The sequence below is a fragment of the Streptococcus gordonii genome (assembly GCF_001553855.1).
GTDB lineage: Bacteria > Bacillota > Bacilli > Lactobacillales > Streptococcaceae > Streptococcus > Streptococcus gordonii.
Genome location: NZ_LQWV01000012.1, coordinates 70985 through 91973, shown reverse-complemented (window position 1 = coordinate 91973; position 20989 = coordinate 70985). Strand labels below are relative to the sequence as shown.

The window sequence follows — 20989 nt, the reverse complement described above, 5'->3', positions numbered from 1 at the left end:
GATGTTTCGCAAATTTGTGGCATATTAATTTGCCTCTTTTTTCCTATTTGCGTTTATGCTTTCCTGTGCTTTTTGAGCTTCCGCTTTGGACCAATCAATGAATTCTTGGTAATTATTTAAAGGAGTTTCTTCGTTCGTTTCATAATCCTTTGCGACTATATCTAGCTTATCCTGACCAACTGGCGCAAACCAATGACGAAGATCTTCATAAAAATCCGATGGAGAGACTAGACCTCTACGATACTGAATTTCTGTAATTCTATTTTTCTTTAAACGCTTTACCAAGTCAGGAAACTCATGGCTAAAGTTAATATCCTGCCCAATCTTGTTCTCCTTTTTATCATTAATATAACCTAAATCGTTTAAATCTGAAAATCCATTAAAATATAGAATATCATCGAGATTGGTTCTGGATAGGGAAGGGAAACTATTTTGTGCGAGAAGCACCTCTTCCATCGCTTCACTAAGCTCTGTCAATTTCCCATTTTCCAGATTTAGCACTAGTCTTTTTTTTTCTTCCAAATTTTTTCTTTTTGAAACGGAAATCCGTACATAATCTTTACCCTCAAAATAGAAACTAGAACCAACTTCTTGGATGGCCCCATCATCTCTCAAGCCATAATCTGAATCATATTCTTCTACGGCTTTTTTGAGGTCTATGCGCTTTTCATCGAAATTTTTTTTACGTAAATCATAAGTGATAATATCAAATTTTACGAGTTTACCGGATGGTAAGGTATTCTTTTTTGCATAAAAGTGCTCATAAGTTGTAAATGTTGAGACTACGTAGTTACGACTCATCCTTAAATCATTGGATTGCCAATTTACATCTTTAGGACTAACTAAGACATAGCGCCCATCTTTTGTTAGAGTGATATCTTTCAGCGAAGAATCATATACAAGCGTTTCCTTTCTAGACTCTTCCTTTGGCTTGGAAGGAGAAAAGAATTGTTTTTTTAGATAAACAAAGCTACAGAAAGCTACTAGTAAGACAGCAATCACTAAAATAATTTGTTTTCTTTTATTCATTTATTGTCCTCCTGAACCAACTAAACGATCAAACAGCTGATTATGTTGGATTCGGATATCCTCTCCACTACGATAAGGTATATCAGCATCCCTTCCTTCTGTTAAGATTGATTCCTGATACTCTTGCCAATGTTCATTAGATGGAATAATTTTTTCCCCTTGAATTTGACTAAACGCATTTTGGAGCTCAGACGGCTTCGGTGTAATAACGTTCTCTCCTTTAATAAAGTTTGTCACCGTACTATTATAAATATTGGTGCCTTTCATCTTTTTATCAAAAGCTTTTAAACTGTCTAGTGCTTGTTTCTTATTACCCGTTTCAACCAAAGCCTGTTGATAAACGATGTTTCGCAAGCCATTTTCTTGATAGTCTGCATAAGATAGAGCAGACTGCAAATCAAAAGCTGAAGAAAAACGTGTCGAGATTACCTTTTGGTTTCCTTCAAGTCCAGTTGACACACTTCCTCCTCCAACGTCGTTAAACGAATTGAATGCTTCTTTTTCGGAATTTTCCTTATCTTCGTCAATTTGTTCTAAAGCAGAATGATAGGTAGCAAATGCCTTGACAAGACCTGCACCAGAACGAACTGGAGCTTGATATTTTTTAGGTAATAAACCAGTAGAACCAGCTGCAGCATCTCTAGCATTAGAAGGGCCATCAGAGTTTGCAGCGGTATCTAACACTGCCCCTATAGCTTGAGTAACCGCTACAGTCTCAGGTCCACCTAAGTATCCGCCTGTCTTTATTACATCACTAACAAATTTCAGATTGGCTTTTAGACGTTTCTCTTCTATTTTATCCAATTCGGCAGCCATTTCACGTCCTTTACCTTCTCCATAAGTATCAAAGACCCCTACAGTAACTGTTTCACGCTTATCAGGAAATGTTCTCCATTCTGTTTGGCTTTTCTTAATTTCATCAAAAGTGATATTTCCATTCCCCATTTTTAGATTATCAATGGAACTTTTTTCTTCATAAGTCCCCCCATGCGGCATCTTATGAGGAACATGTCCCATCTTTCTGACATAGATTGCCGAATACAGATTTGTCAAAGCATTCGCTTTTTCAACATCCTTTTGTATTTTTCTTAATTCAGGTGTCATTTTTTCCTGAGTCGCTATAAAATCATCTATCCGTTTTTGATAAGAGTCATCTGATTCGTTCTCCTTTCTTTTAGGAAAACCAGGTATCTTACTTACACCAACAGCTGTTAATGATATGCCAAATCGATCTCCTGCTTCCATTAATTTATCCATATAACTTTGAACATCTTCTACTGAATTATTTTTCAATAAAGTATTTACGAAAGCTTTTATATCATTTAAATTTTCGGGAGTTGTTTGATCTAAGTCTCCTTTCATCGTACCAAACAGGGTTCTATTAACGATTGTCATCATAGATACACTGACACCTTTAGATGGTACTTTTGCCATTTCGTTAAAGGGGTCTTTAGAATATGCAGCTGCAAGCATTTTCCCATCATTTTCATCCTGGATTGCTTCAAGATCTCCCATGTTTTCAGCAGTCAATTTTTTAAGTTCCATATAGCCAGCAATCTCATCAACACTAACTACATGAATATGCTTCGCATTTGCCATCGCATCTCTCAATCTCGTGAAAATACCCGCTAACTCTTGAAGCGCCTTAATCGCAGTATCTTGAGCACCAGATAGTGCGACATGAGTTTGATTTCTATTACTTGCTAAACTATTCAGCGATGTAGTTAACCCATCTTCAAATCCCTTAAAATCACTCTTAGGTTCATTCAGCAAATCTAACGCAGCATCTAATTTAGCTTGTAAATCTTTTTTGACTGTTTCTGCTTCGTCATATTGTTCTTTTTTCAATTTAGCTTGAACGCTATCATTATCTCCCTTGATAGACTGAATTAATTCATCATCATTAAATCCAGCAGATTCAAGACTTGATACATAGTTACTTAAAACTTTAGCATATTTTTTAACAGTTTGCGGATAAACTTCATAAACCATTTCTTGTAACTCATTTAGTAGATTTAAGAAAGCCGTGACAGCATCAGCTTCTGAATCTTCTATCTTCAACATGAATTCTTGATAGCCCTTCTTTACTGCCGCCTCATACTCTGTCGCAAATAGTTCTTTGAGTTCTGAACTCTCTGACATGTACTTTTTGCCCTTAACCTTAATTTTATCTGTCATGACATTTCCCTCCGTTTTCTTAAAATGGATTTATTTTTGCTAATGTATATTCGATTGATACGCAAGTCTTGTCCCATTCTAATGTGCTGATTTTAGTAGTTAGTTTTGCATCGACCTCACTCTTTTTTGCTGAAAAGTCTTTTTCTAGTTCTTCTAAATAATCTTTCTCATCTGCAGTTTCTTCTTTATATTTTTTCCCTTTTAAATTATCCACATTCGTCTTGTCAGGTTTATAACTTACTTTAGTATTCGTATCATTTAAAGCTTTTTGGGCTGCTTTTAGAGCTTCGATTTCTCCATCAAGAGCATCTAATTTTGCTTTAATACTTGCTACCCTATCTTCTTTACTTGTCATTTTTTTCTCCTTCTATTCCATTAATACTTTAATTTTATTTGCCTGTCCATGTGATACAAAATAGTGAATCTGCTCATCTAACGCCACCTCTCTAAGAGGTTTAGATAAAACGTCTATAACATACTGATCATTTAGTCTCAATCCAACTAAACCTTGTTTTATGCGAAGAACCGTTTTGGATGCATAATCAATTTTTTTACTTAATTGATTATCGGTTTCAACAAATACCGGATAGCCCACTTTATGGCCATTTTTAATAATATTAGCTAGACTATCTTGTAGCTGGTGATTTAAATCTCCTACTAAAGTAGACATATCATATATAACTATGATTGTATGTAAATCCTTTTCTTGATCCTCCATACGTTCAGAAATTAATAACTCAACTGCCTCTATAAAATCTTTCACATTTTCGGGGTCAGATACAATTGTGTAACCATCAAGATTAGGTATTAAGTTATACTTTGGAGCGATAATATAAACATTAGAATTAATTTTTGATGAAACAATAGAAAATTGTTTCGTCATTGTTCTCATTTGCTCCTCACTATTGGCTACATATACAAAAGACCCTTGCTTTAGATTCCAACCCATTGGTTTGACAGTTTCTATATCTAACCCTAAAGGAATAATTTCTTGAGATAGAAGCTTCAAAACATCTGCCCGACTATAGAAGTCCTTCTCTGTCAACTCCTCAGGTACCATCGGGATAGCCTGTGGTGTTTCACCTGTCCAGGCTTCTTGGATTCGAGCGACTTCTGTACGCAGGTTATTGATGACTTGTGCGTCACTGATACCTGCGACTGGCAAGGCAAGTTGGACGACATCAACTTCATCCCGTTTCATGAGGATACGTCCCTTGATATCTTCCATGGTCGCCGCAAGCGGTGTGCTCCCTAGAATGGTACGGACTTCACCGACATCATTTTGCTTAAGAGTCATCTGATGCTTGAAGTTGGCATAGAGCGTAGCTCTCAGGTTGGACTGACGACCAGCTGTCATGATTAGGTGGACACCAATGCTGAGACCTTCGCGAGATATCCGCATCAAGATCTTGAAGAGCTCTGCTTCAAATGGCTCTTCCTTCATCGCTTCATAGCTATCCAAGAGAATGACAATTGTAGGCTCTTCTTGGCCACTAGCCTGACGGTAGAGGTCTATGGTCCCCACACCGTAGTCAGATAAGAGTTTCTTCCTCCGATTGAGCTCTCGCTCCATGATTCGGACAAACTTAGCCACTTTCTCCGTCTGGTCTAAAAGTAGGGTATCTGCTACGTGAGGTAGATGGCTCAAAGGCGCCAGCCCATTCGTACCAAAGTCCATCAAGTAAAGTGTGACATCTTTTGGACTGTACTTTCTAGCTAGATCCATCGCTACACTTTGCAGGAAGGTCGTCTTCCCTGTCCCTGGACTACCATACAAGAGGATGTTTCCATCCTTAGATAGATTGATAGAGACCGGCTCTTGCTTTTGTGCTTGCGGGATATCTGCCATCCCGATGAGAAGTTCGAGATCTCTTGGCTTTTTATTCCATTCCTTATGGAAATCAACCGCTTCAAGCTCATCTAACGTCATGCGCTCACGGAGCGGTGGTAGCCACGGCTGTGGTAGGGGAGCGATCTCTTGGTTCTCTGCCAAGAGCTGGATATTTTCGACAATGGCATCAAGCTCTGTCGGTACTTCCTTGATTTCATCTGCTAGATCCAGTCCAGAGAGGTCTTGATTGAGGACTTCATACTGGCCTAGGTCGTTGATACGATAGATTGTGTGATCTTCGATTCCCAGTTCATCCTTGTCCGGCTGGTAATCTGCTCCTGACCAGGCTGATTGGAAGAGTTCATAGACTTCGTTGTTGCCGACTTGCAGGTAAGCACGACCAGCCTGTGTGATTTCTGCTGCATCTGGTGTATGGAGCATTTCCATGGAGTCACTTCGGTCTGCTACCTTGAGAGCTAGCTTGAAACGAGAGTTGGACCAGATCTGGTCATCCACGACCCCAGATGGTTTTTGAGTGGCAAGGATCAAGTGAACACCGAGGGAACGTCCGACCCGAGCCGTAGAAACCAGCTCTTTCATAAAGTCTGGCTGGTTAACCTTAAGCTCGGCGAACTCATCTGAGATGAGGAAAAGGTGGGGCAGAGGTTCTTTGGCTTCACCATTTTTAAATTTCTTCTGGTATTGGTTAATGTGGTTTACTTCATAGCGGTTAAAGAGACGTTGCCTGCGTTTTAGCTCCGCATTGATAGAAACCAAGGCCCGCATAGACTGGGCCCCATCTAGGTTGGTAATGGTTCCTAGCAGGTGAGGCAGTTTCTTAAAGAGATGGGCCATCCCCCCACCCTTATAGTCAATGAGTAGGAAGCCCACATCGTGCGGGTGGAAATTGACGGCTAGACTCAGAATATAAGACTGGATGGTTTCAGACTTACCAGAACCTGTCGTCCCCGCAATCAAACCGTGCGGTCCATGAGCCTTCTCGTGGAGGTTGAGTTGCACTAGGTCATCCTTTCCTCGAAGACCGATCGGCACAGCTAAGCTCTTGTAAGGAGCATGACTCTTCCATCTGTCTAAGACCTTCAAGTCCGTAAAGCTTTCAGCCCCGTACATCTCCATAAAGGTAACTGTATCAGGGATAGAAGACTTGAGATTTTGCAGGTGGTTGAGCGGTGCCAAGGTCCGTGCAATTTGTTCCTTATCATAACCGTCTGGGAAGTGGTCCAAGCGGAAGTTGGTCTCCTTGAGGATCCCTTCTTCCATAACCAACTGTCCGATATTGCGGTCCTTGATATTGATGACGGTTTTGACATTTTCAGATAGGGAGCTCATCACGTCTTCGACGAAGAGGAGTGAGCAGCCTAGTTCTGTCGGGTCTTCTGTGAAAAACTCCATGATGACATGATCCAAAATCAACTTTTCATCAGTGATTAAGACCACATAGTGAGGGCTGAAGAGAGTCGTCTCTTGGCGACTTGCCTCATCCCTTTGAGTCTTACGGAGTTTCAAGATCTGATTGAGACTGTTAAGCACTTGGTCACGAGTACGCTGATTGTATACGAAGCCTCGCACATTCATTTCCTGCAGGCTTGCATGTGGTAACCAACGCATCCAATTCCATTGGTCTCGCTCTTCCTCTGGCATGATGGTGATAAACTGCACATCATGATAAGAGTGAAAGACACTCAACTGCATGACCAAGAGCTGGAGCTGTTCAAGGACTAGATTGCGAGGTCCGACATATCCAACCGGTCCGTGGCTAAGATTTGCTACAATCGGCAAATCAGGGATTTTCTTATGCTTGGTATAAAGAGCAAAGCCCTCCTCTTCAAGCGCATCTTTCTTCCCACTTCTCTCCTGCTGTCCATAGGTCAACTGATAAGAAGTCGGAACCTGCCCCAAGCCTAGACGATAGGTCAAAAAGTCAAAGTGGAGCGGTGTTTTTTCATAGATACGGTGACTGTAACGTTGAGTTAACTCGGTCAGCTCTTCCACCTTAGGGAAGTGATAGAGCATGCCCTGACGCTGTTTGCGTTCCAAGTCAGTCAGCTCAATAGCCTTGTCTTTTAGATAGAGACGGTAAAGGTCCACGCGCTCTTTCTTGTCTGCCTTGTATTTCTTCCGATTTTTAAAGAAGGTCCTGACAGAAAAGACGATACTAGCTGCAGACATGGCCATAGTCGCCAGGATATAAATCCCCCGAGGCTGGATAAGGGTAATCAGGATTACAACCCCAATCATCAGCAAGGGCGGTACAATGAGCTTAAGCAATTCATCGTTTGGTTTGCCAGGCTCTTTACCTGGAGGATTAATGACCATCTTATCTTCAGATCCACGATAGATAATCCGTGGCGAACGATGATAGTCTGGATAGTCCGGGTAAAAGCCGTAGCGAGATGCCCCTCGCAGAGATAGAACCTTGGCTGCTTGGACGGGACCACTCAGCCAGACTTCATCTGGATAGATTTTGATTGTTACAGCACCAAAGCTGAGTTCATCACCAAAAGAAAGCTGCAACTGGTCTTGTTTTTCTAGAATGTTATTTCGATAAAAGGTTCCTTTGAACTTGGTTAAATGCCAGTTTTCTCCGTTTTTTTGCAAGAGCAATTCTAAATCATCAGAGACTTGAAGGCTAGAGCCACTCTGAGCACCGATCCGTAGCTCTTGTTGGTCCAAAAGATCATAAACTGTCGGAGTTTTATCTCTAAGGCAAAAACGGATTTGATTCAGTACCAGTCCATCTATCAAGAGGCCAGTCTCCTCCCCAAACTGGTAGAAAATCTCGTCTCCATCAGCCTTGAGTCGAATTTCCTCCTCCTGCTGAGGCAGATAGACCTGAGCCTTTTCGCTGGCCCCAAGAAGAAGCTGGCGTCCTTCTGTGGGTTCAACCTCATAACGCAGGCCCTGGGTATAGAAAATTACTTGTTTTGTCATTTTTTACTCCTTGACCTGCTTAGTGACTGCTAGATGCACTGGTTTCAGTTGAACTTGAAGCTTCTGTAGATGAAGCCTCCTTTTCACTGGAGTCGCTTGAGCTTGAATCACTTGTCAGTAGTTCGCTCCGACTATCCCAGTACTTCTTGTATTCACCTTCCAGCGAGCTAAGCTTGCTTTCTCGATCCTTACCTGATAGCTTGTCATCTTCTCGTACTTGCTTGATTTCCTGTGCCAAAGCATAAAGGATGAGGTCATTATCATTAATCCGCTTGGCTGTATCCAAAGCATCCTCAAAGGTGTTGCGTCCGATTTGGATCCAGTAAATCAGGTAGAGCTCATCTGATTTAAGGCTCACATTATTCAAGATGACCTTCTTTTGATCAGATGAGAATTCTAACCCTTGAATATAAGAGTAGGCCAATTCGTACTTTTGAGTCGTTGGAAGACTAGAAGGTGCAATCCCTTCCAATTCAGTGATAACACCACTATAATCGACCTTGATAAAGGCAGTATCCGCCTGCAGAAGCTTTTCTTTAAAAGGATTTTGCAGGAAAATGAGATAAATCAAGGGAATGATCAAAAGAACAACAGCTACTGACAGCCAGATAGATGCCAACTTGAAAACCCGATGCCATCGACTAGACACCTGAATCAGAGTCGCTTTTTCTTCCTTGGTCTTATCTAGATAAGCCTTTTCTAGAACAGCCACTGCAGCGGCCTGGTCTTCTGCTTCACGGAGTTCAACCAAAAAGTCTGGTAATGTTTCCAACTCCAAAGAACCATTGTAGAGTTCCATAAAGTCTACATCCGCAAATAAAGTCGCAGCAAAACACTTGGCCTGGCGCAGGAAATCCTCAGCAGTCAGTGCCTCCGGCGTCATAATGCCTGGAACCCCACGATAGGCAATCTTAGCCTGAGCATCCTTGGTAATCATGAGGTTGCTCGGATGAATAAGAAAAGTCACTGGTAGCTCCAAAGCAGCTTCAAGAGCAAAGACATTGAGAGCCAAGCGGATCCTTTCTGAGATTGGACGAGATTTAACCTCTTCATAGCTGAGACTATGTGGCTCTAGCTGGTAGGTAAAAGTTAAGCCATCTTCATCCACATCCATGGTCTGCTCCAAAAAGAGCGGATGGTGTAAATCCAAAATCAGTAACTCTCGTAAGTCTTGAGTAGCCACATCTGAACGGCGTAAACTTAATTTCCATTCCTTGTCACTTTTCTCATAGGTAAAGGTTTGTTCTCCGTATACAAATTTTTCCTCAGTCACCTGATGCCTCCTCTATCTCTACTAAATCTCCTGTTGTAATTGGATAATCTGATAGGTACTTGCCCTCATCAAGTAGCAAGCCTTTATTAATAATTCTTAACTGGTATTTTGGCCTTTTTACTTCTGGCCCAAAAATGCTATCTATTTCTCGAATCAGCCGACGTACTTCAATTCGTCGAGGAATTCGAATATCGACATCCCTATCTGATAGGCGTAGGGTTATATTGATATGTTGCTTCATTCTCTCAATTCTCCTAATTTACAATCTCATAGCTGGTCATGAGTTTTAGTTTTTAAAGATCCACTTATGAAACTCAGTCCGTAGCCACCTTATAGCTGATAAAGGCTGTAATCCCAACTAACAGGACGACTAAGCCAATATAGAAAACTCCTGGCAAAAAATCTCCCCAGCTAGTGGTTCCGTCTTCTCTCTGGCTAATTTCTAGCTTTGAAACTGCTTGGCTATTTGACTGAAATAACTGCTTTTCTTTGGCTTCCTTAACTGGCCCCTGTATAGCAGAAAACAGTTGTCCCCCTTCTGTGGCCAACTGTTTATTCTGATCATGCTGTATCTCCTGCAGTTTCTTTTGATCTGCGGCATTAAAAAGCGCCTTAATCCGTTCTGACTGCGCACCAAAATGTAACTCCTCTTCTCTCTCAAGTCTGGAGTTATCGATTTGCAAACTATTATCTTGGAGGTCGTCCGCAGCAGCCACTGAGACTGCTGCACACACCCCTACGGTAAAAAGCAAGAGAATTATTTTTTTCATATCCTATTATACTTTCTGGGTTTGACTGATTGTTCCTTGAAAACTTCTGGGTTTGACAAAGATATTAGCTGCTGCTAATAAGCCCAAAACAATTAAGAGAGCAAAGAAGACAAAGAAGCCTGCTGCTTGCCCGTCAAAGTAAGCTGAGAGTAGATTTTCCAAAACAGACAGTGCATTCAAGTCCTTGATGAAGGCAGGGAAACCTGTCAGACTAGCCGTTGTTCCAATAGCATTGGATAGATAAACAAAACTAATCATCATAAAGAAGGCAAGACCCATACCGATAACACGGAGATGTTTCAATAAGAAATACTGTCCTTGGACAAGAATTTGACTGGCAAATACTAGCAAGAGTACCCAAGATGGCACATATTCACGACCAACTGAGAGCTGAATGCTTGAGATAATCCCAATTGCTAAACCAATGGTCAAGGCTAAGCTGGATAGGACACCAACTGTCGTAATATCTGTATCGTGCAATTTGTCTAGCTTGAACTTGTCTTTGACTTTGCGAACGATATTCTGTGTCGCAAAAAGATAAGCTGTAAAGAGACTCACAATTTCTAGGAGCAATATCCAAGTGAATGGACGATAGACATTGACTGTTGCTTTCACTGATGAAGAACGTTGCGCTACTGGACTAGATAAGAATTTAAGAAGAACCTCATTTGGCACGCCATTTTCATAAGCATTATTGAGTACCTTGATAAAGGATTCTACAAAGTTCCCATTCGCTGCTAATTCTTCATTAAACTCTGCCATCAAGGTTTCTGCATCGCTAGACAATTTTTCTGTGTTGCCCTGAGCATTTGCCAATTCCCGATGGAAATTACTGAAAATCTGATTCGCAGATTCAGCCGCCTGAACATTGCTTTGAGATGAAGCCTTAACGCCTGAAGTCGTACTTAACAAAGATCTGAATTCAGAATTAAGTGAAGACAGCTCAGAGTCCGTTTTGGCCAAAGCTGCTGTACTAGCAGTCTGAGATGTCGCAATTTCAGACAAGCTCTCTCTTAGCTTTTCATATTGTTTCAGCTGACCATCGATGGCTGTTCCTAATTCCTTATTGCTAAGTGCAATTTTTTCTAGGTTTTCCTTCAATTCAGGAGCTGTTTCTTTCAAATCTTTCAAGGTCTCGTCTAATTTCTGACGAACACCTGTTTCTTTATGATCCTTGTCATCTGAGGAACTGTTAGCTTGAGAAAGACTATCGTTGTAATCTTTCAAGTTAGCATTGATCGCTTCTGAGAGAAGCTGAGTCAAGGCATCTGCCATGTCCCCTTTTTTCAATTGTTCTATTGTAGAATAAACCTTAAGAAGAGAATCTACCTGCTGATAGGCTGAGGCAATTCTCTGAGCCTGCATACCATAACTAGCCGCCGCCTGCTGAACTCCTTGAATATCAATTGCTGCAGTAGCCGACTGTACACCATTGAGGGTGATTGAGATCTGAGTATTTGTCGCAGAGGCGGCATCGCTATCACTTGTATCAGATGATGCACTTTTGACGCTATAACGAATATCAAACTTAGCGTTTTCTACAAGATTAATTTCTTGACCATCTGTTACAGTGCTACCATTGTACGACACTGAATCTACTGTCACACCATCTGGCGCTTGCCAAGAAACCTTAGCCTTGGCTACAGCGCCATCAACTGCGTCAGTGCTTGTCACTGCTTTAGCTGCCAATTGGTTGAGAGTGTCAGAACTTGTCCCGTCACTAGGAGTCCCGTATTCCTTAAGCTCCGCATAGTTAATACTTGGCACAGTAATAGACAAGCCAAAAGCATTAAACGTCTTTCCACTGAAATCTTCTGCTGGCAAAGCAGCGATAGCATTGGCCAGTTCAGCCTTGATTGAGCTCTCAGAGTTCTCTAAATCCTTTAAGCCCCCTTTTTCGAAGACTTGATTTAGAGTGACTTTGTCCCCAGATTCAACCCCATAGTAACTAGCCAGTTTTTTCGTGATAAAGTCCTTTATATTATCTTGGTGTTCTTTGAATTTATCACGTTCAGCTTTGAGATCTTTTTCTAAATCTTCAATTTTCTGAGAAACACTTGTTGCCAGACCTGTATAAGTTTTTGCATCAGCTGCATCCTTACTCTCTGACGAGCCAATCTGCTTACCAAGTGTTTCCTGTTGCTTTTGCAAGTCATCATAAAGTTTCTTTGTTTCTGAGCTCAATGAATCACGGCTCATAGACATCAGCTGGTCCATAAAGGCCGCATAGCTAATCTGATCTTCACCTCTTTGCTTGAGCAAGCTGCTAAAATTATTGTCATAAGCAGTCTGAGACGTTCCAAGAGTATCAAATGACTGTGTAAAATTCTCCAAATTTGATTTCAGCATGTTATTAGCATCTACTGATGAATTGGTCATGCTGTAAAGCGTCGGAAAAATATTTTTTGAATTAATAGCTGTATCCAATAGATTGGTCTTATACTTGCCAATATTGGTCGCTTGAACTTGTGAACTTGCTTGAACATTCTTCTGGGCAGTATAAAGGTTACTTAAAATGCTAGCCATATACATATCAACCAACTGGCTGTTCAAATCTGCCACAATATCTTTCGCTAGCTTGTTTGCCTCATTTTCCACCTGCAGATTTCCAGCCGCATTAACCTTGTAGGTCACGGTTGTCTTATCCGCATTAATGCTGTTCACATCCAGTACTTTTTCTGAAAAATCGCTCGGAATAGTCAAGACTAGCTGATAAGTTCCTTTTTCCAAACCTGCATCGGCTGCCCCGCGTGTCACGACAAACCAATTTTGGGAATTATCTCGTTCAATATTTTTTACATAGCTAGCCCCAAGATTGTACTCTTTCTTATCTACACGTACAGCTTGGTCTTCATTGACAATGGCTACGTTTAATTTAGTTTGTTGACTCGTTTTTTGTTTTGTTTTATCGCTGCTTGTCGTATTATTCTGTGCAGATATATTTAAAATTGTAACGATCGTAAACAGCAAAACCACTAAGAGACTATTGCCGATATATTTAAAGATTTTTTTATTCTTCATTCTTTCGCTTTTTAATTTTCTTTCTGATACTAAAAAGAGGAAGGCCCTCGCCTTCCTACTAAAGCCACTTATTCAAAATTAATGAATTTGTGCTGCAATATCTTGGTCAGTTTGTTCCACGATATCAGCAACTTTCACCAACTGAGCGTTAATGTCTTGAAGCAATTGTGCAAATTCTTTAATCTTTGGAGACAGTTCATTGAATTGTTCTTCAAAGCTTTGGAAGGCTGAACCTTCCCAGTTTTCAGAAATGATCGCTTGTTCATTCGTAAGAGATGAAAGAACTTGATTCACATTTTCTGCACCATCTGTGTAACGTTGCGCTGAAGCACGCAATTCTTCTGGAGTTAATTTAATCCGAGCCATAACGTTCTCCTTTTTATTTGTTTTGTATATTCTATCATAAGAAATTGTAGCTTGCAACATTTTTCTGTGAATTTTATACATTTTTTTTGAAAATATACTTTTCATCCGTATTATTTCCGAATTTTCTCTACCTTTTATCCTATTTTCTTTCTTAAAATAACATCATTTTCTCACCCTATCTTCAAATAAGTCGGCAAATTTTTTAAAAGAGGTAAGACGAAAGAGCACCCAAAAACCGGTATGAAAAAATTTGAGAGGCAGAAAGCTAGTAATATCGCCAAGTCCTTTTCTTGAAAAAAACATCTGCTCCTCAGCAGATGCCTTCATTTACCGATAGTAATCATAAGCTAACCGAGGACTTCCGTCTGCGACGTAAATGATGCCGCACTCAGTAAAGCCATAAGACAAGATAGCTGCTTGCATGGGCTTATTATCTGCATGAGTATCGATACGTAGATGGGGGATCTCCTGATAGCAAAAATCAAAAACCTGATGAGCCAGACCTTTGACTTGGCCGTTTGAAGCGATACGATGGATCGTTCCATAAGGCTCTGTCGAACGCCAGGCTCCCTTTTCAATGACTTGGTAGGTTGGATCCTCTCCTATGATAAAAGCAAAAGTCCCAACTATCTTTCCATCCTCCTCTACAACAAAGGACTGATGAGAGCTTATATCTGCTTCTATTAAAAGTTTGCTAGGATAATCCTCTCCCCACTGGGTCGGATTTCCTTGTTCTCTCATAAACTTGCGGGCGAGAGCATAGATCTCCATGATAGCTTTTAGATCTTCTTCTTTGGATAGGCGTATCTTCATCTTTTCCTCCTTTACCGGATAATGACTAGCTTCTTGATCCTTTCCAATCATTATATTATAAGAAAAGAGACTGAAACACTCTTGTCCCAGTCCCCATCTTGAAAGAATACTATTTAAATTCTTCTGGTTCACCAGTATACTGGGCCCATTCCTGACTAAAGAAACGGTCATTGAGCTTGTAAGCTGGCGCAGGTTGTGGATTTGCCACAAATGGATCCACGACCTTATCAAAAGCAAGCCAACCTAGCCACCCCATATGGATGGTATCCTGCATAAAGTAGGACTTAGCGCCATCCTTCGAAAAATCAGCAATGTTATTAAAACCTTGTTCGGTCAGCTGATATTTGATTTTCTCAACAGCCTGCTGATACTTTTCTGGACTCAGCCCTGTATATTCCATCCATTTGGCATTGACCGGAGGAATAACAAAGAGAACATTGGTCTTAGATTTAGCAAACTGATCCAGAGCCAATTGCAAATCATTGTATTCAGGAGATTGCACATAGGACAAATTCCGCTGAGAACCCTTGAGACGTTTCAAGGCTCTTTTTAGACGATTCTTATAGAATTTATTTTCAATTCCAAGGTCATTGCTACTAGTGTTTTTCTTGGCTTCTTCTGTTCCTACCTCTTCCAAGGCATCATAAGAAAATTGGTCAGGCAGATTCTTCAGCTTAGACAGCACAAATTTTTCATAATTGTCGTTATTAGCAGCGACAAAATTGCTGAAAAAGGCATCTTCTCTCCGATTGATCCGTGCCATAAAACGGATAAAAGAACGATCAAAACTCGTCAATTTTTGCCGATTGGCCAATTTTTGAACATTATCTTTCATAGCAATGTTAGGATATAGTTGCAAGAGACGCTGCGCCGCGTATTGAGCGGCACGATCCCCACTTTGCTCTCTCAAAAAACTGGTCAGCTGATCACTATTAAAGTATTGCTGGAAAGCCGAAGCATCATATCCCTTCTTGGTAAACCACTGGGGGGATACCACATAGATAGCTGTTTTATTTTCCAGTTGTGGCAGGATCTGCTGCATACCAAAGTACTGATTGAGAGAAGCTGCGCCACGCTGACCTAGGAAATAAGGTCGATAAGAACGGTCATATTTTTCTGCTAAAACAGCCGGGTGCAGACTATCAAAGCGTAACCATTCACTCGAACCAAAGAAAGGGACAAAACGATGTTCCTCATCTGTCAAAGCCTTACTCTTTTGGGTTCGATTTTTGAAATTTTCTGCCGTTAAAGTGACGGCTGAACGCTTTTCACTCTCATAATTATGATTGTAGTTAATCGGATAGAAAAATAGCAAGGCAACTACCATCAGTAGCGCACAAAAAACTGGCCCCAAAATCAGCCATAATCGTTTAAGCATTACGAAGCTCCGTTACACCTTCAACGATTTTATTGGCCGTATTCCAGTCATCGCGACCAAATTCAGAAACAGGTACACGAATATCAAAACGATTTTCCAATTCTACAATCAATTCAACTGTTCCCATGCTATCTAGGACACCTGCATCGAACAAATCTTCATCCATCATGTCAGAGACATCTTCCATAAATAATTCATCGATAATTTCGATTACTTCTGCTTTTACATCCATTGTATTTTCCTCATTTATTTTTATTTTTTAAACCAAAGATCATTCAAAAATCCTGAGAAGATTAAGAATGACAGCATAACAACATGGAAGGTAATAACCATACCAAGAGCTTGAGTCCACTTGTTATCCAGTAAAGGTGCTAAGCCTTTGGCCTTTCTTTCTTTATTGATGGTCTTTTTCTTGCGAATCCAAGCATCATTAATAATCAGACCAAAGCCATGGAAAACTCCATAAGCCACATAATACCAGGTTACACCATGCCAAAAGCCCATGATGGTCATGTTGATCAAATAAGCCACTCCCGAGGTAACGTTTCGGTTTTTAAAGACCTTATTGCGCATCAGGACCATGACTATTCGCATAAAGACGAAGTCACGGAACCAGAAGGACAGACTCATGTGCCAACGATTCCAAAATTCCTTTAAATCCCGAGAGAGAAAGGGTTTGTCAAAGTTAATCGGACTCTTAATCCCCATTAGATAGGAAATGGCCACCGCAAACATAGAATAGCCTGCAAAGTCGAAAAAGAGATCCAAACCAAAGACATACATAACGCCCAGTGCTCCTAAGTTGAAGAAACCGCCTGTATAAAGTGCATAGGTCTTGACATGTCCCAAAAGCAAATGTCCAAAGATATGAGCCAGCACAAACTTATACAAGAAACCTAGCATGATATAGTGCACGGCTTTCTCAAGCATATTAAGAAGTTCTTCTCGATCAGGAATCTGAACATAATCTTCATTGAAACGTTTGAAGCGATCAATCGGCCCACTAGAGAAGGTGGGCATAAAGAGCATGAAGCGCAAAAAATCCCAAAGACTAAAGTCTGTCAGAGCCCCATCTCGTAGCTCCATCATCATACCAACAGATCGGAAGGTCAGATAGGAAATCCCCAGAAAACCTAGCAAGGACTGATGGTGATCTTGAATAGCTGGTGTGACTTTCACAATCGTTAAGGGCAAGATTGCCAAGAAAACGTGCAGATAGAAAACCCACTTATTATCCCATCTTTTGCGATAAAACTTGTAAAGAAAGAGCCAAAAGGTCTGCCAAACTACGTAAAAGATAAAGGCAAGAAACTGAGTCAGGTCGGGTCCTACCAACATAAAGATGATGAAGGCTAGGCTTACCAAGACTTCATAAAGCGGAAATCTTTTTTTAAAGAAGAGCCCGATGAAGATAGGTAGAACTGCTAAGATAATATATACAAAATATTGGGGGTCGCCGTAAGGTTCTAGGTGAGGAAGTTGTTTTAAAATTTCCATCATCGGTTATTGACCTCGCTGATTAAGCCCTTGATATCGATCTTACCATTAGGTGTTAGAGGTAAAGATTCACGATAAAGGAATTTAGATGGCATCATATAAGACATCATGATATCTTCCAAGTCTTCCTTAATAGCTTTTGTAATATCAATCTCACGCTCAAACTGTTCTGCCACCCCATCTTTTAAGATAACATAGGCCAAAAGATTTTGTACCTTGTGGTCCTTGTTATAGCGAGGCACAGCCACTGCCGAATCAATGTATTTTGATTTATTAAGATTTTGTGAAACATCCTCCAGCTCAATGCGGTAGCCATTAAACTTAATTTGGAAATCCATCCGACCGCCGTAAAGCAAGAGTCCTTCATCAGTCATGGAACCCACATCTCCAGTATGATAAGCAGGCAAGCCTTCAAATTCAAAGAAAGCCTCTGCTGTTTTTTCTGGATTGTTCATATAGCCTTTAGAAACTGCTGGACCAGATACGATGATTTCTCCTTGCTCACCATTCGGAAGCTTCTGGCCGTTTTCATCAATGATAAAGGTTGGAGAATCTTCCTTAGTATAGCCGATTGGCAGACGTTTCATGGTAGCTAGCATTTCATCTGTAACAGCTACAGCTGATAAAGCCACTGTCGCTTCCGTCGGTCCATAGGCATTGATGATACGAGCATTTGGGAAACGGTCACGCAGTTTTTGAGCTGTCTTAACCGTCAACTCTTCTCCATCAAAATAGAAATGAGTCAGTCCTGGCATCTTTTGGCTATTGAAATCATCGGAGAGCATGGCCATATCTGCAAAAGATGGTGTTGAGGTCCAGATAGCAATCGGCAAGCTCAAAATAGTTTCAAAGAGTTGCTTAAAGTCTTGCGTAATAGCACTTGGAAGTGCAAACAGCGTTCCTCCCAAAGCCAGAGTCGGTGCCCAGTACATCACAGACAAGTCAAAAGAGTAAGGTGGCTGAGCCAACATTTGCGGTTGCGCAGGCGTTGCGAACTCTTTATCCGTAATCATCCAGTTAGTAAAGCTCAGCAAATTGTCGTGGGAAATTTGAACCCCTTTGGGCTTTCCTGTTGTTCCAGAGGTAAAGATAATGTAGTAATTATCATCTCCCTTGACTGAATGAGTGATTTCATAAGCTGTCTTTTGAGCAAAGCTTGCCCGTAATTCTGCTAAGCTCAGGTTTGGAACAGTTACTTCCATAGGGAAGTCTGCAATTGCAATGATCAAGCTTGGCTCAGCAACTTCTACAATCGCTGCCACGCGCTCCAAGGCTGAATGACTATCAATCGGAATATAAGCATGACCTGACTTGGTCAAGGCTACAAAGGTCGCAAGCATCTCATACTCTTGGCCACCATAGACCACGACAGGAGATTTAGCAGGCAGGCCAAGACTGTCAATCTTAGCTGCTAGCGAATCTGAATCAGCCTTCAAGTCAGCGTATGTATGAACCTCCCCCAATACATTGTATACAGGGAAGTCTGGTTGTGTCTGAGCATAGTGCTCAATTGTTTCGGTCATATCGTTAATGGTCGTATTCGTCACGAAAGGATACCTCTTTTAATCTTAAAATTCATTGTAAATAAAGCCACCCTGGCCTTGGCCCAGGTAACTAAAGAAATAGAGAAGTGCTAAAAAGATAACAAAATAAAGCAGGGTTCTCCACAAAAAAGTGTAAATTGTTTGATGTTTTTTCATTCGTCATTCCAAATCATTCAATAAATATACTCTATTTTACCATTTTATTCACTCAGTTTTCAATCCTAAATCTATTTTGTTTCTAAGTGAAAAAATTTATATATAAAATTTTTATATATTTTCTTGACAAGTCATTTTATTATGTATATAATTTATATATAAAATAATTATATATAAATATTTTTTATATTGATAAAGGAGGAAAAAAATGTGTATTACTTCCCAACCTCATCAGCCCTAATCGAGTTTCTCATTTTAGCTCTCGTAGAAAAAGAAGATTCCTATGGTTATGAAATCAGCCAGACCATTAAACTATTAGCCAATATCAAAGAGTCCACTCTTTACCCAATTCTGAAAAAATTAGAAAAGAATAGCTACCTAACCACCTACTCACAAGAGTTTCAAGGTCGTAAAAGAAAATATTATTCTCTCACAGGTGCGGGGCTCGACCAGCTCAATAAGCTCAGAGAAGAATGGAATCAGTATATTAGTACAATCAACAATATTATAGAAGGGAACATCCATCATGACAAGAACTGAATATCTCGCTCAGTTAGATAAATATCTGAAAAAACTCCCCAGACACGATTATCAAGAAGCTATGGACTACTTTGTTGAGTATTTTGATGAAGCAGGTCCTGAAAATGAAGCCCAAGTCATAGCCGAACTCGGCAGTCCTCGTGAAGCTGCACATGAAATCATGGTCAACCTCTTAGATAAGATCATAGAAGAAGACGAGCCAAAGAATACTAAGAATGTTATTCAAATTGCTATCCTATCTATTCTAGCAGCACCTCTAGCTATTCCGCTAGCTCTGGTTGTCGCTATTTTAGTCTTCGTCTTCTTCTTCTTGATTGGAGTCTTTGCTTTTGTCCTAGCTGTCGGATCTTTCGCCTTTTTTGTCTTTGGTCTCAGCTCGATCTGGGACAGCCTGACCATCTCACTAGGAGTTTCGATTCCTAGCTTCCTACTTACTATCGGAATCAGCCTTCTAGGTTTTGGACTATCCGCTTTCTGCGCTTTAGGTGTTTCACCACTCATACAATTCACCAAAAACAACTTTATCAAGCTAGCGAAACGACTTTCAAAGAAAGGAGCACGCCATGCCTAACTGGAGAAAAACATTACTAACTGTCGGAATCTCAACTTGCCTACTAGGAGGTGCACTGATTGCTACAGGAACTGCAACTGGTGGCATAAACCACTTATTGCAAGCCAATCATACCAAATACAGTAAAAAGAGCGAGGACTTCTCCGATATTTCTGCTCTGGATATTGATCTCGGAAATCGAAACCTAATCATTGAAGAATCAGAAGATAATAAAACTCATTTGACCTATTATCAAGGCAAGGAAGCTTCTGAGCGAATTGTTACCTCAGCCAATCAAGGAACCCTAAAGATTCAGCAACCAAGGCCCCTGATAACTTTCGGCTGGAGCAGTGGCATCCGTTCTATCTTGAACCTTTTTGACAACGAAGGAGGGCGTTCAACGGTTACCCTCAGCCTACCTAAGGGAACAAAACTTTCAACCCTTAAAGGCAACAGCAGTTTAGGTGATGTTGCCCTATCTGGCTTGACCGTTCAAAAATTAGACCTTAGTCTTTCAGCGGGTAGTCTAACCGTCAAAAACAGTACGATTTCCACAGGAGACTTATCGAATTCACTTGGTGATGTTTCCCTATCAGATCTGGCCATCCAAAAATTAGATCTCAAGCTCTCATCAGGCAGTGTGACTATCGATAACACTACTGTTGAAAAAGGGTATTTAGCAAATTCCCTAGGGGATATCAACCTAAATAAAAGTAAGCTATCAGATAGCACAATTAAGCTTTCATCAGGTAGCATTAACTCTCAGCAACTCACTCTGTCAGGTGATATCAATATTGACAATAGCTTGGGTGATATTCAGCTAAACTTAGTCAAAGAAAGCCTTGAAACTCTTTCATTTGATATAGAAACAAGCATGGGTAGCATCACTGTCCCCCACAATTTTCAATCTATCACAGGCGAAAATGACGAGGTTGGTTCCAAACTGAAACGCCAACTGGATAAGAGTAGCGGAAAAGTTTTTGTGAGAGATAGCGCCGGAAGTATTGAGCTATCTGTTGCTGAGTAAAATTATTTTAACACTTCCACCAAAAACTGCATCCGTCTGTGGATGGATATGAATACATAAAAAA

General features: G+C 40.7%; 18 protein-coding genes. 3 read left to right on the top strand and 15 right to left on the bottom strand.

What is annotated here, in order from left to right:
- Positions 1–24 precede the first annotated feature (24 nt).
- From AWH02_RS03500 to AWH02_RS03430, 15 genes are all read right to left on the bottom strand, one after another.
- A complete protein-coding gene (locus tag AWH02_RS03500) occupies positions 25–1029 on the bottom strand; it encodes a hypothetical protein (RefSeq protein WP_060954904.1) in 1005 nt (334 codons plus the stop codon).
- Positions 1030–3207 (bottom strand): hypothetical protein, encoded by a 2178-nt coding sequence (locus AWH02_RS03495; RefSeq protein ID WP_060553262.1) that lies wholly within the window; start codon positions 3205–3207, stop codon positions 1030–1032.
- A gap of 19 nt (positions 3208–3226) precedes the next feature.
- Positions 3227–3562, bottom strand: coding sequence for a hypothetical protein (locus AWH02_RS03490; protein ID WP_045634515.1), 336 nt, complete (start codon positions 3560–3562; stop codon positions 3227–3229).
- Positions 3563–3574: 12 nt separating this feature from the next.
- Complete coding sequence (essC, locus tag AWH02_RS03485) at positions 3575–7990, bottom strand: type VII secretion protein EssC (protein WP_060553263.1); 4416 nt, start codon at positions 7988–7990, stop codon at positions 3575–3577.
- Between the two features lie 19 nt (positions 7991–8009).
- On the bottom strand, positions 8010–9263 hold the full coding sequence (essB, locus tag AWH02_RS03480) for a type VII secretion protein EssB (RefSeq protein WP_045634517.1): 1254 nt from the start codon (positions 9261–9263) through the stop codon (positions 8010–8012).
- Positions 9256–9504, bottom strand: a complete 249-nt coding sequence (locus tag AWH02_RS03475) for an EsaB/YukD family protein (RefSeq protein ID WP_011999611.1) — start codon at positions 9502–9504, stop codon at positions 9256–9258. The genes essB and AWH02_RS03475 overlap by 8 nt, the downstream gene beginning before the upstream one ends.
- A 73-nt stretch (positions 9505–9577) precedes the next feature.
- Entirely contained in the window at positions 9578–10033 is a 456-nt protein-coding gene (gene essA / locus AWH02_RS03470) for a type VII secretion protein EssA (protein ID WP_045505070.1), read from the bottom strand.
- 6 nt (positions 10034–10039) lie between these two features.
- On the bottom strand, positions 10040–13054 hold the full coding sequence (gene esaA / locus AWH02_RS03465; protein WP_060553264.1) for a type VII secretion protein EsaA: 3015 nt from the start codon (positions 13052–13054) through the stop codon (positions 10040–10042).
- Positions 13055–13132: 78 nt separating this feature from the next.
- The gene (locus tag AWH02_RS03460; RefSeq protein WP_011999608.1) at positions 13133–13420 is read right to left on the bottom strand and encodes a WXG100 family type VII secretion target; all 288 of its coding nucleotides are present in this window, start codon (positions 13418–13420) and stop codon (positions 13133–13135) included.
- A 327-nt stretch (positions 13421–13747) separates the two neighbouring features.
- On the bottom strand, positions 13748–14233 hold the full coding sequence (locus AWH02_RS03455) for a GNAT family N-acetyltransferase (protein ID WP_048775066.1): 486 nt from the start codon (positions 14231–14233) through the stop codon (positions 13748–13750).
- A 109-nt stretch (positions 14234–14342) separates the two neighbouring features.
- Positions 14343–15611 (bottom strand): D-alanyl-lipoteichoic acid biosynthesis protein DltD, encoded by a 1269-nt coding sequence (gene dltD / locus AWH02_RS03450; protein WP_060553265.1) that lies wholly within the window; start codon positions 15609–15611, stop codon positions 14343–14345.
- Positions 15604–15843 carry a D-alanine--poly(phosphoribitol) ligase subunit DltC gene (gene dltC, locus AWH02_RS03445; RefSeq protein ID WP_005591431.1) on the bottom strand — a complete coding sequence of 80 codons (240 nt, stop codon included), beginning with the start codon at positions 15841–15843 and terminating at the stop codon, positions 15604–15606. The genes dltD and dltC overlap by 8 nt, the downstream gene beginning before the upstream one ends.
- A gap of 20 nt (positions 15844–15863) precedes the next feature.
- Positions 15864–17111 (bottom strand): D-alanyl-lipoteichoic acid biosynthesis protein DltB, encoded by a 1248-nt coding sequence (dltB, locus tag AWH02_RS03440; protein WP_060553266.1) that lies wholly within the window; start codon positions 17109–17111, stop codon positions 15864–15866.
- Positions 17108–18631, bottom strand: a complete 1524-nt coding sequence (gene dltA / locus AWH02_RS03435) for a D-alanine--poly(phosphoribitol) ligase subunit DltA (RefSeq protein ID WP_263284957.1) — start codon at positions 18629–18631, stop codon at positions 17108–17110. Before dltA ends, dltB begins: the two co-directional genes overlap by 4 nt.
- A gap of 45 nt (positions 18632–18676) precedes the next feature.
- On the bottom strand, positions 18677–18808 hold the full coding sequence (locus tag AWH02_RS03430; RefSeq protein WP_011999604.1) for a teichoic acid D-Ala incorporation-associated protein DltX: 132 nt from the start codon (positions 18806–18808) through the stop codon (positions 18677–18679).
- 210 nt (positions 18809–19018) lie between these two features.
- Here AWH02_RS03430 and AWH02_RS03425 point away from each other — a divergent pair, with 210 nt between their 5' ends.
- From AWH02_RS03425 to AWH02_RS03415, 3 genes are read left to right on the top strand one after another with little or no spacing between them, the layout of a single operon-like run.
- The gene (locus AWH02_RS03425; RefSeq protein WP_011999603.1) at positions 19019–19348 is read left to right on the top strand and encodes a PadR family transcriptional regulator; all 330 of its coding nucleotides are present in this window, start codon (positions 19019–19021) and stop codon (positions 19346–19348) included.
- Positions 19335–19919: a DUF1700 domain-containing protein gene (locus tag AWH02_RS03420; RefSeq protein ID WP_048775043.1), complete on the top strand. Its 585-nt coding sequence runs from the start codon at positions 19335–19337 to the stop codon at positions 19917–19919. The genes AWH02_RS03425 and AWH02_RS03420 overlap by 14 nt, the downstream gene beginning before the upstream one ends.
- Positions 19912–20925: a DUF4097 family beta strand repeat-containing protein gene (locus AWH02_RS03415; protein WP_060553267.1), complete on the top strand. Its 1014-nt coding sequence runs from the start codon at positions 19912–19914 to the stop codon at positions 20923–20925. Before AWH02_RS03420 ends, AWH02_RS03415 begins: the two co-directional genes overlap by 8 nt.
- Positions 20926–20989 lie beyond the last annotated feature (64 nt).

Bases quoted from the DNA above. Each gene is read 5' to 3' on its own strand.
- AWH02_RS03500 (WP_060954904.1), bottom strand. From the start codon at position 1,029: ATGAATAAAAGAAAACAAATTATTTTAGTGATTGCTGTCTTACTAGTA.
- AWH02_RS03495 (WP_060553262.1), bottom strand. From the start codon at position 3,207: ATGACAGATAAAATTAAGGTTAAGGGCAAAAAGTACATGTCAGAGAGT.
- AWH02_RS03490 (WP_045634515.1), bottom strand. From the start codon at position 3,562: ATGACAAGTAAAGAAGATAGGGTAGCAAGTATTAAAGCAAAATTAGAT.
- essC (WP_060553263.1), bottom strand. From the start codon at position 7,990: ATGACAAAACAAGTAATTTTCTATACCCAGGGCCTGCGTTATGAGGTT.
- AWH02_RS03475 (WP_011999611.1), bottom strand. From the start codon at position 9,504: ATGAAGCAACATATCAATATAACCCTACGCCTATCAGATAGGGATGTC.
- essA (WP_045505070.1), bottom strand. From the start codon at position 10,033: ATGAAAAAAATAATTCTCTTGCTTTTTACCGTAGGGGTGTGTGCAGCA.
- esaA (WP_060553264.1), bottom strand. From the start codon at position 13,054: ATGAAGAATAAAAAAATCTTTAAATATATCGGCAATAGTCTCTTAGTG.
- AWH02_RS03460 (WP_011999608.1), bottom strand. From the start codon at position 13,420: ATGGCTCGGATTAAATTAACTCCAGAAGAATTGCGTGCTTCAGCGCAA.
- AWH02_RS03455 (WP_048775066.1), bottom strand. From the start codon at position 14,233: ATGAAGATACGCCTATCCAAAGAAGAAGATCTAAAAGCTATCATGGAG.
- dltD (WP_060553265.1), bottom strand. From the start codon at position 15,611: ATGCTTAAACGATTATGGCTGATTTTGGGGCCAGTTTTTTGTGCGCTA.
- dltC (WP_005591431.1), bottom strand. From the start codon at position 15,843: ATGGATGTAAAAGCAGAAGTAATCGAAATTATCGATGAATTATTTATG.
- dltB (WP_060553266.1), bottom strand. From the start codon at position 17,111: ATGATGGAAATTTTAAAACAACTTCCTCACCTAGAACCTTACGGCGAC.
- dltA (WP_263284957.1), bottom strand. From the start codon at position 18,631: ATGACCGAAACAATTGAGCACTATGCTCAGACACAACCAGACTTCCCT.
- AWH02_RS03430 (WP_011999604.1), bottom strand. From the start codon at position 18,808: ATGAAAAAACATCAAACAATTTACACTTTTTTGTGGAGAACCCTGCTT.
- AWH02_RS03420 (WP_048775043.1), top strand. From the start codon at position 19,335: ATGACAAGAACTGAATATCTCGCTCAGTTAGATAAATATCTGAAAAAA.
- AWH02_RS03415 (WP_060553267.1), top strand. From the start codon at position 19,912: ATGCCTAACTGGAGAAAAACATTACTAACTGTCGGAATCTCAACTTGC.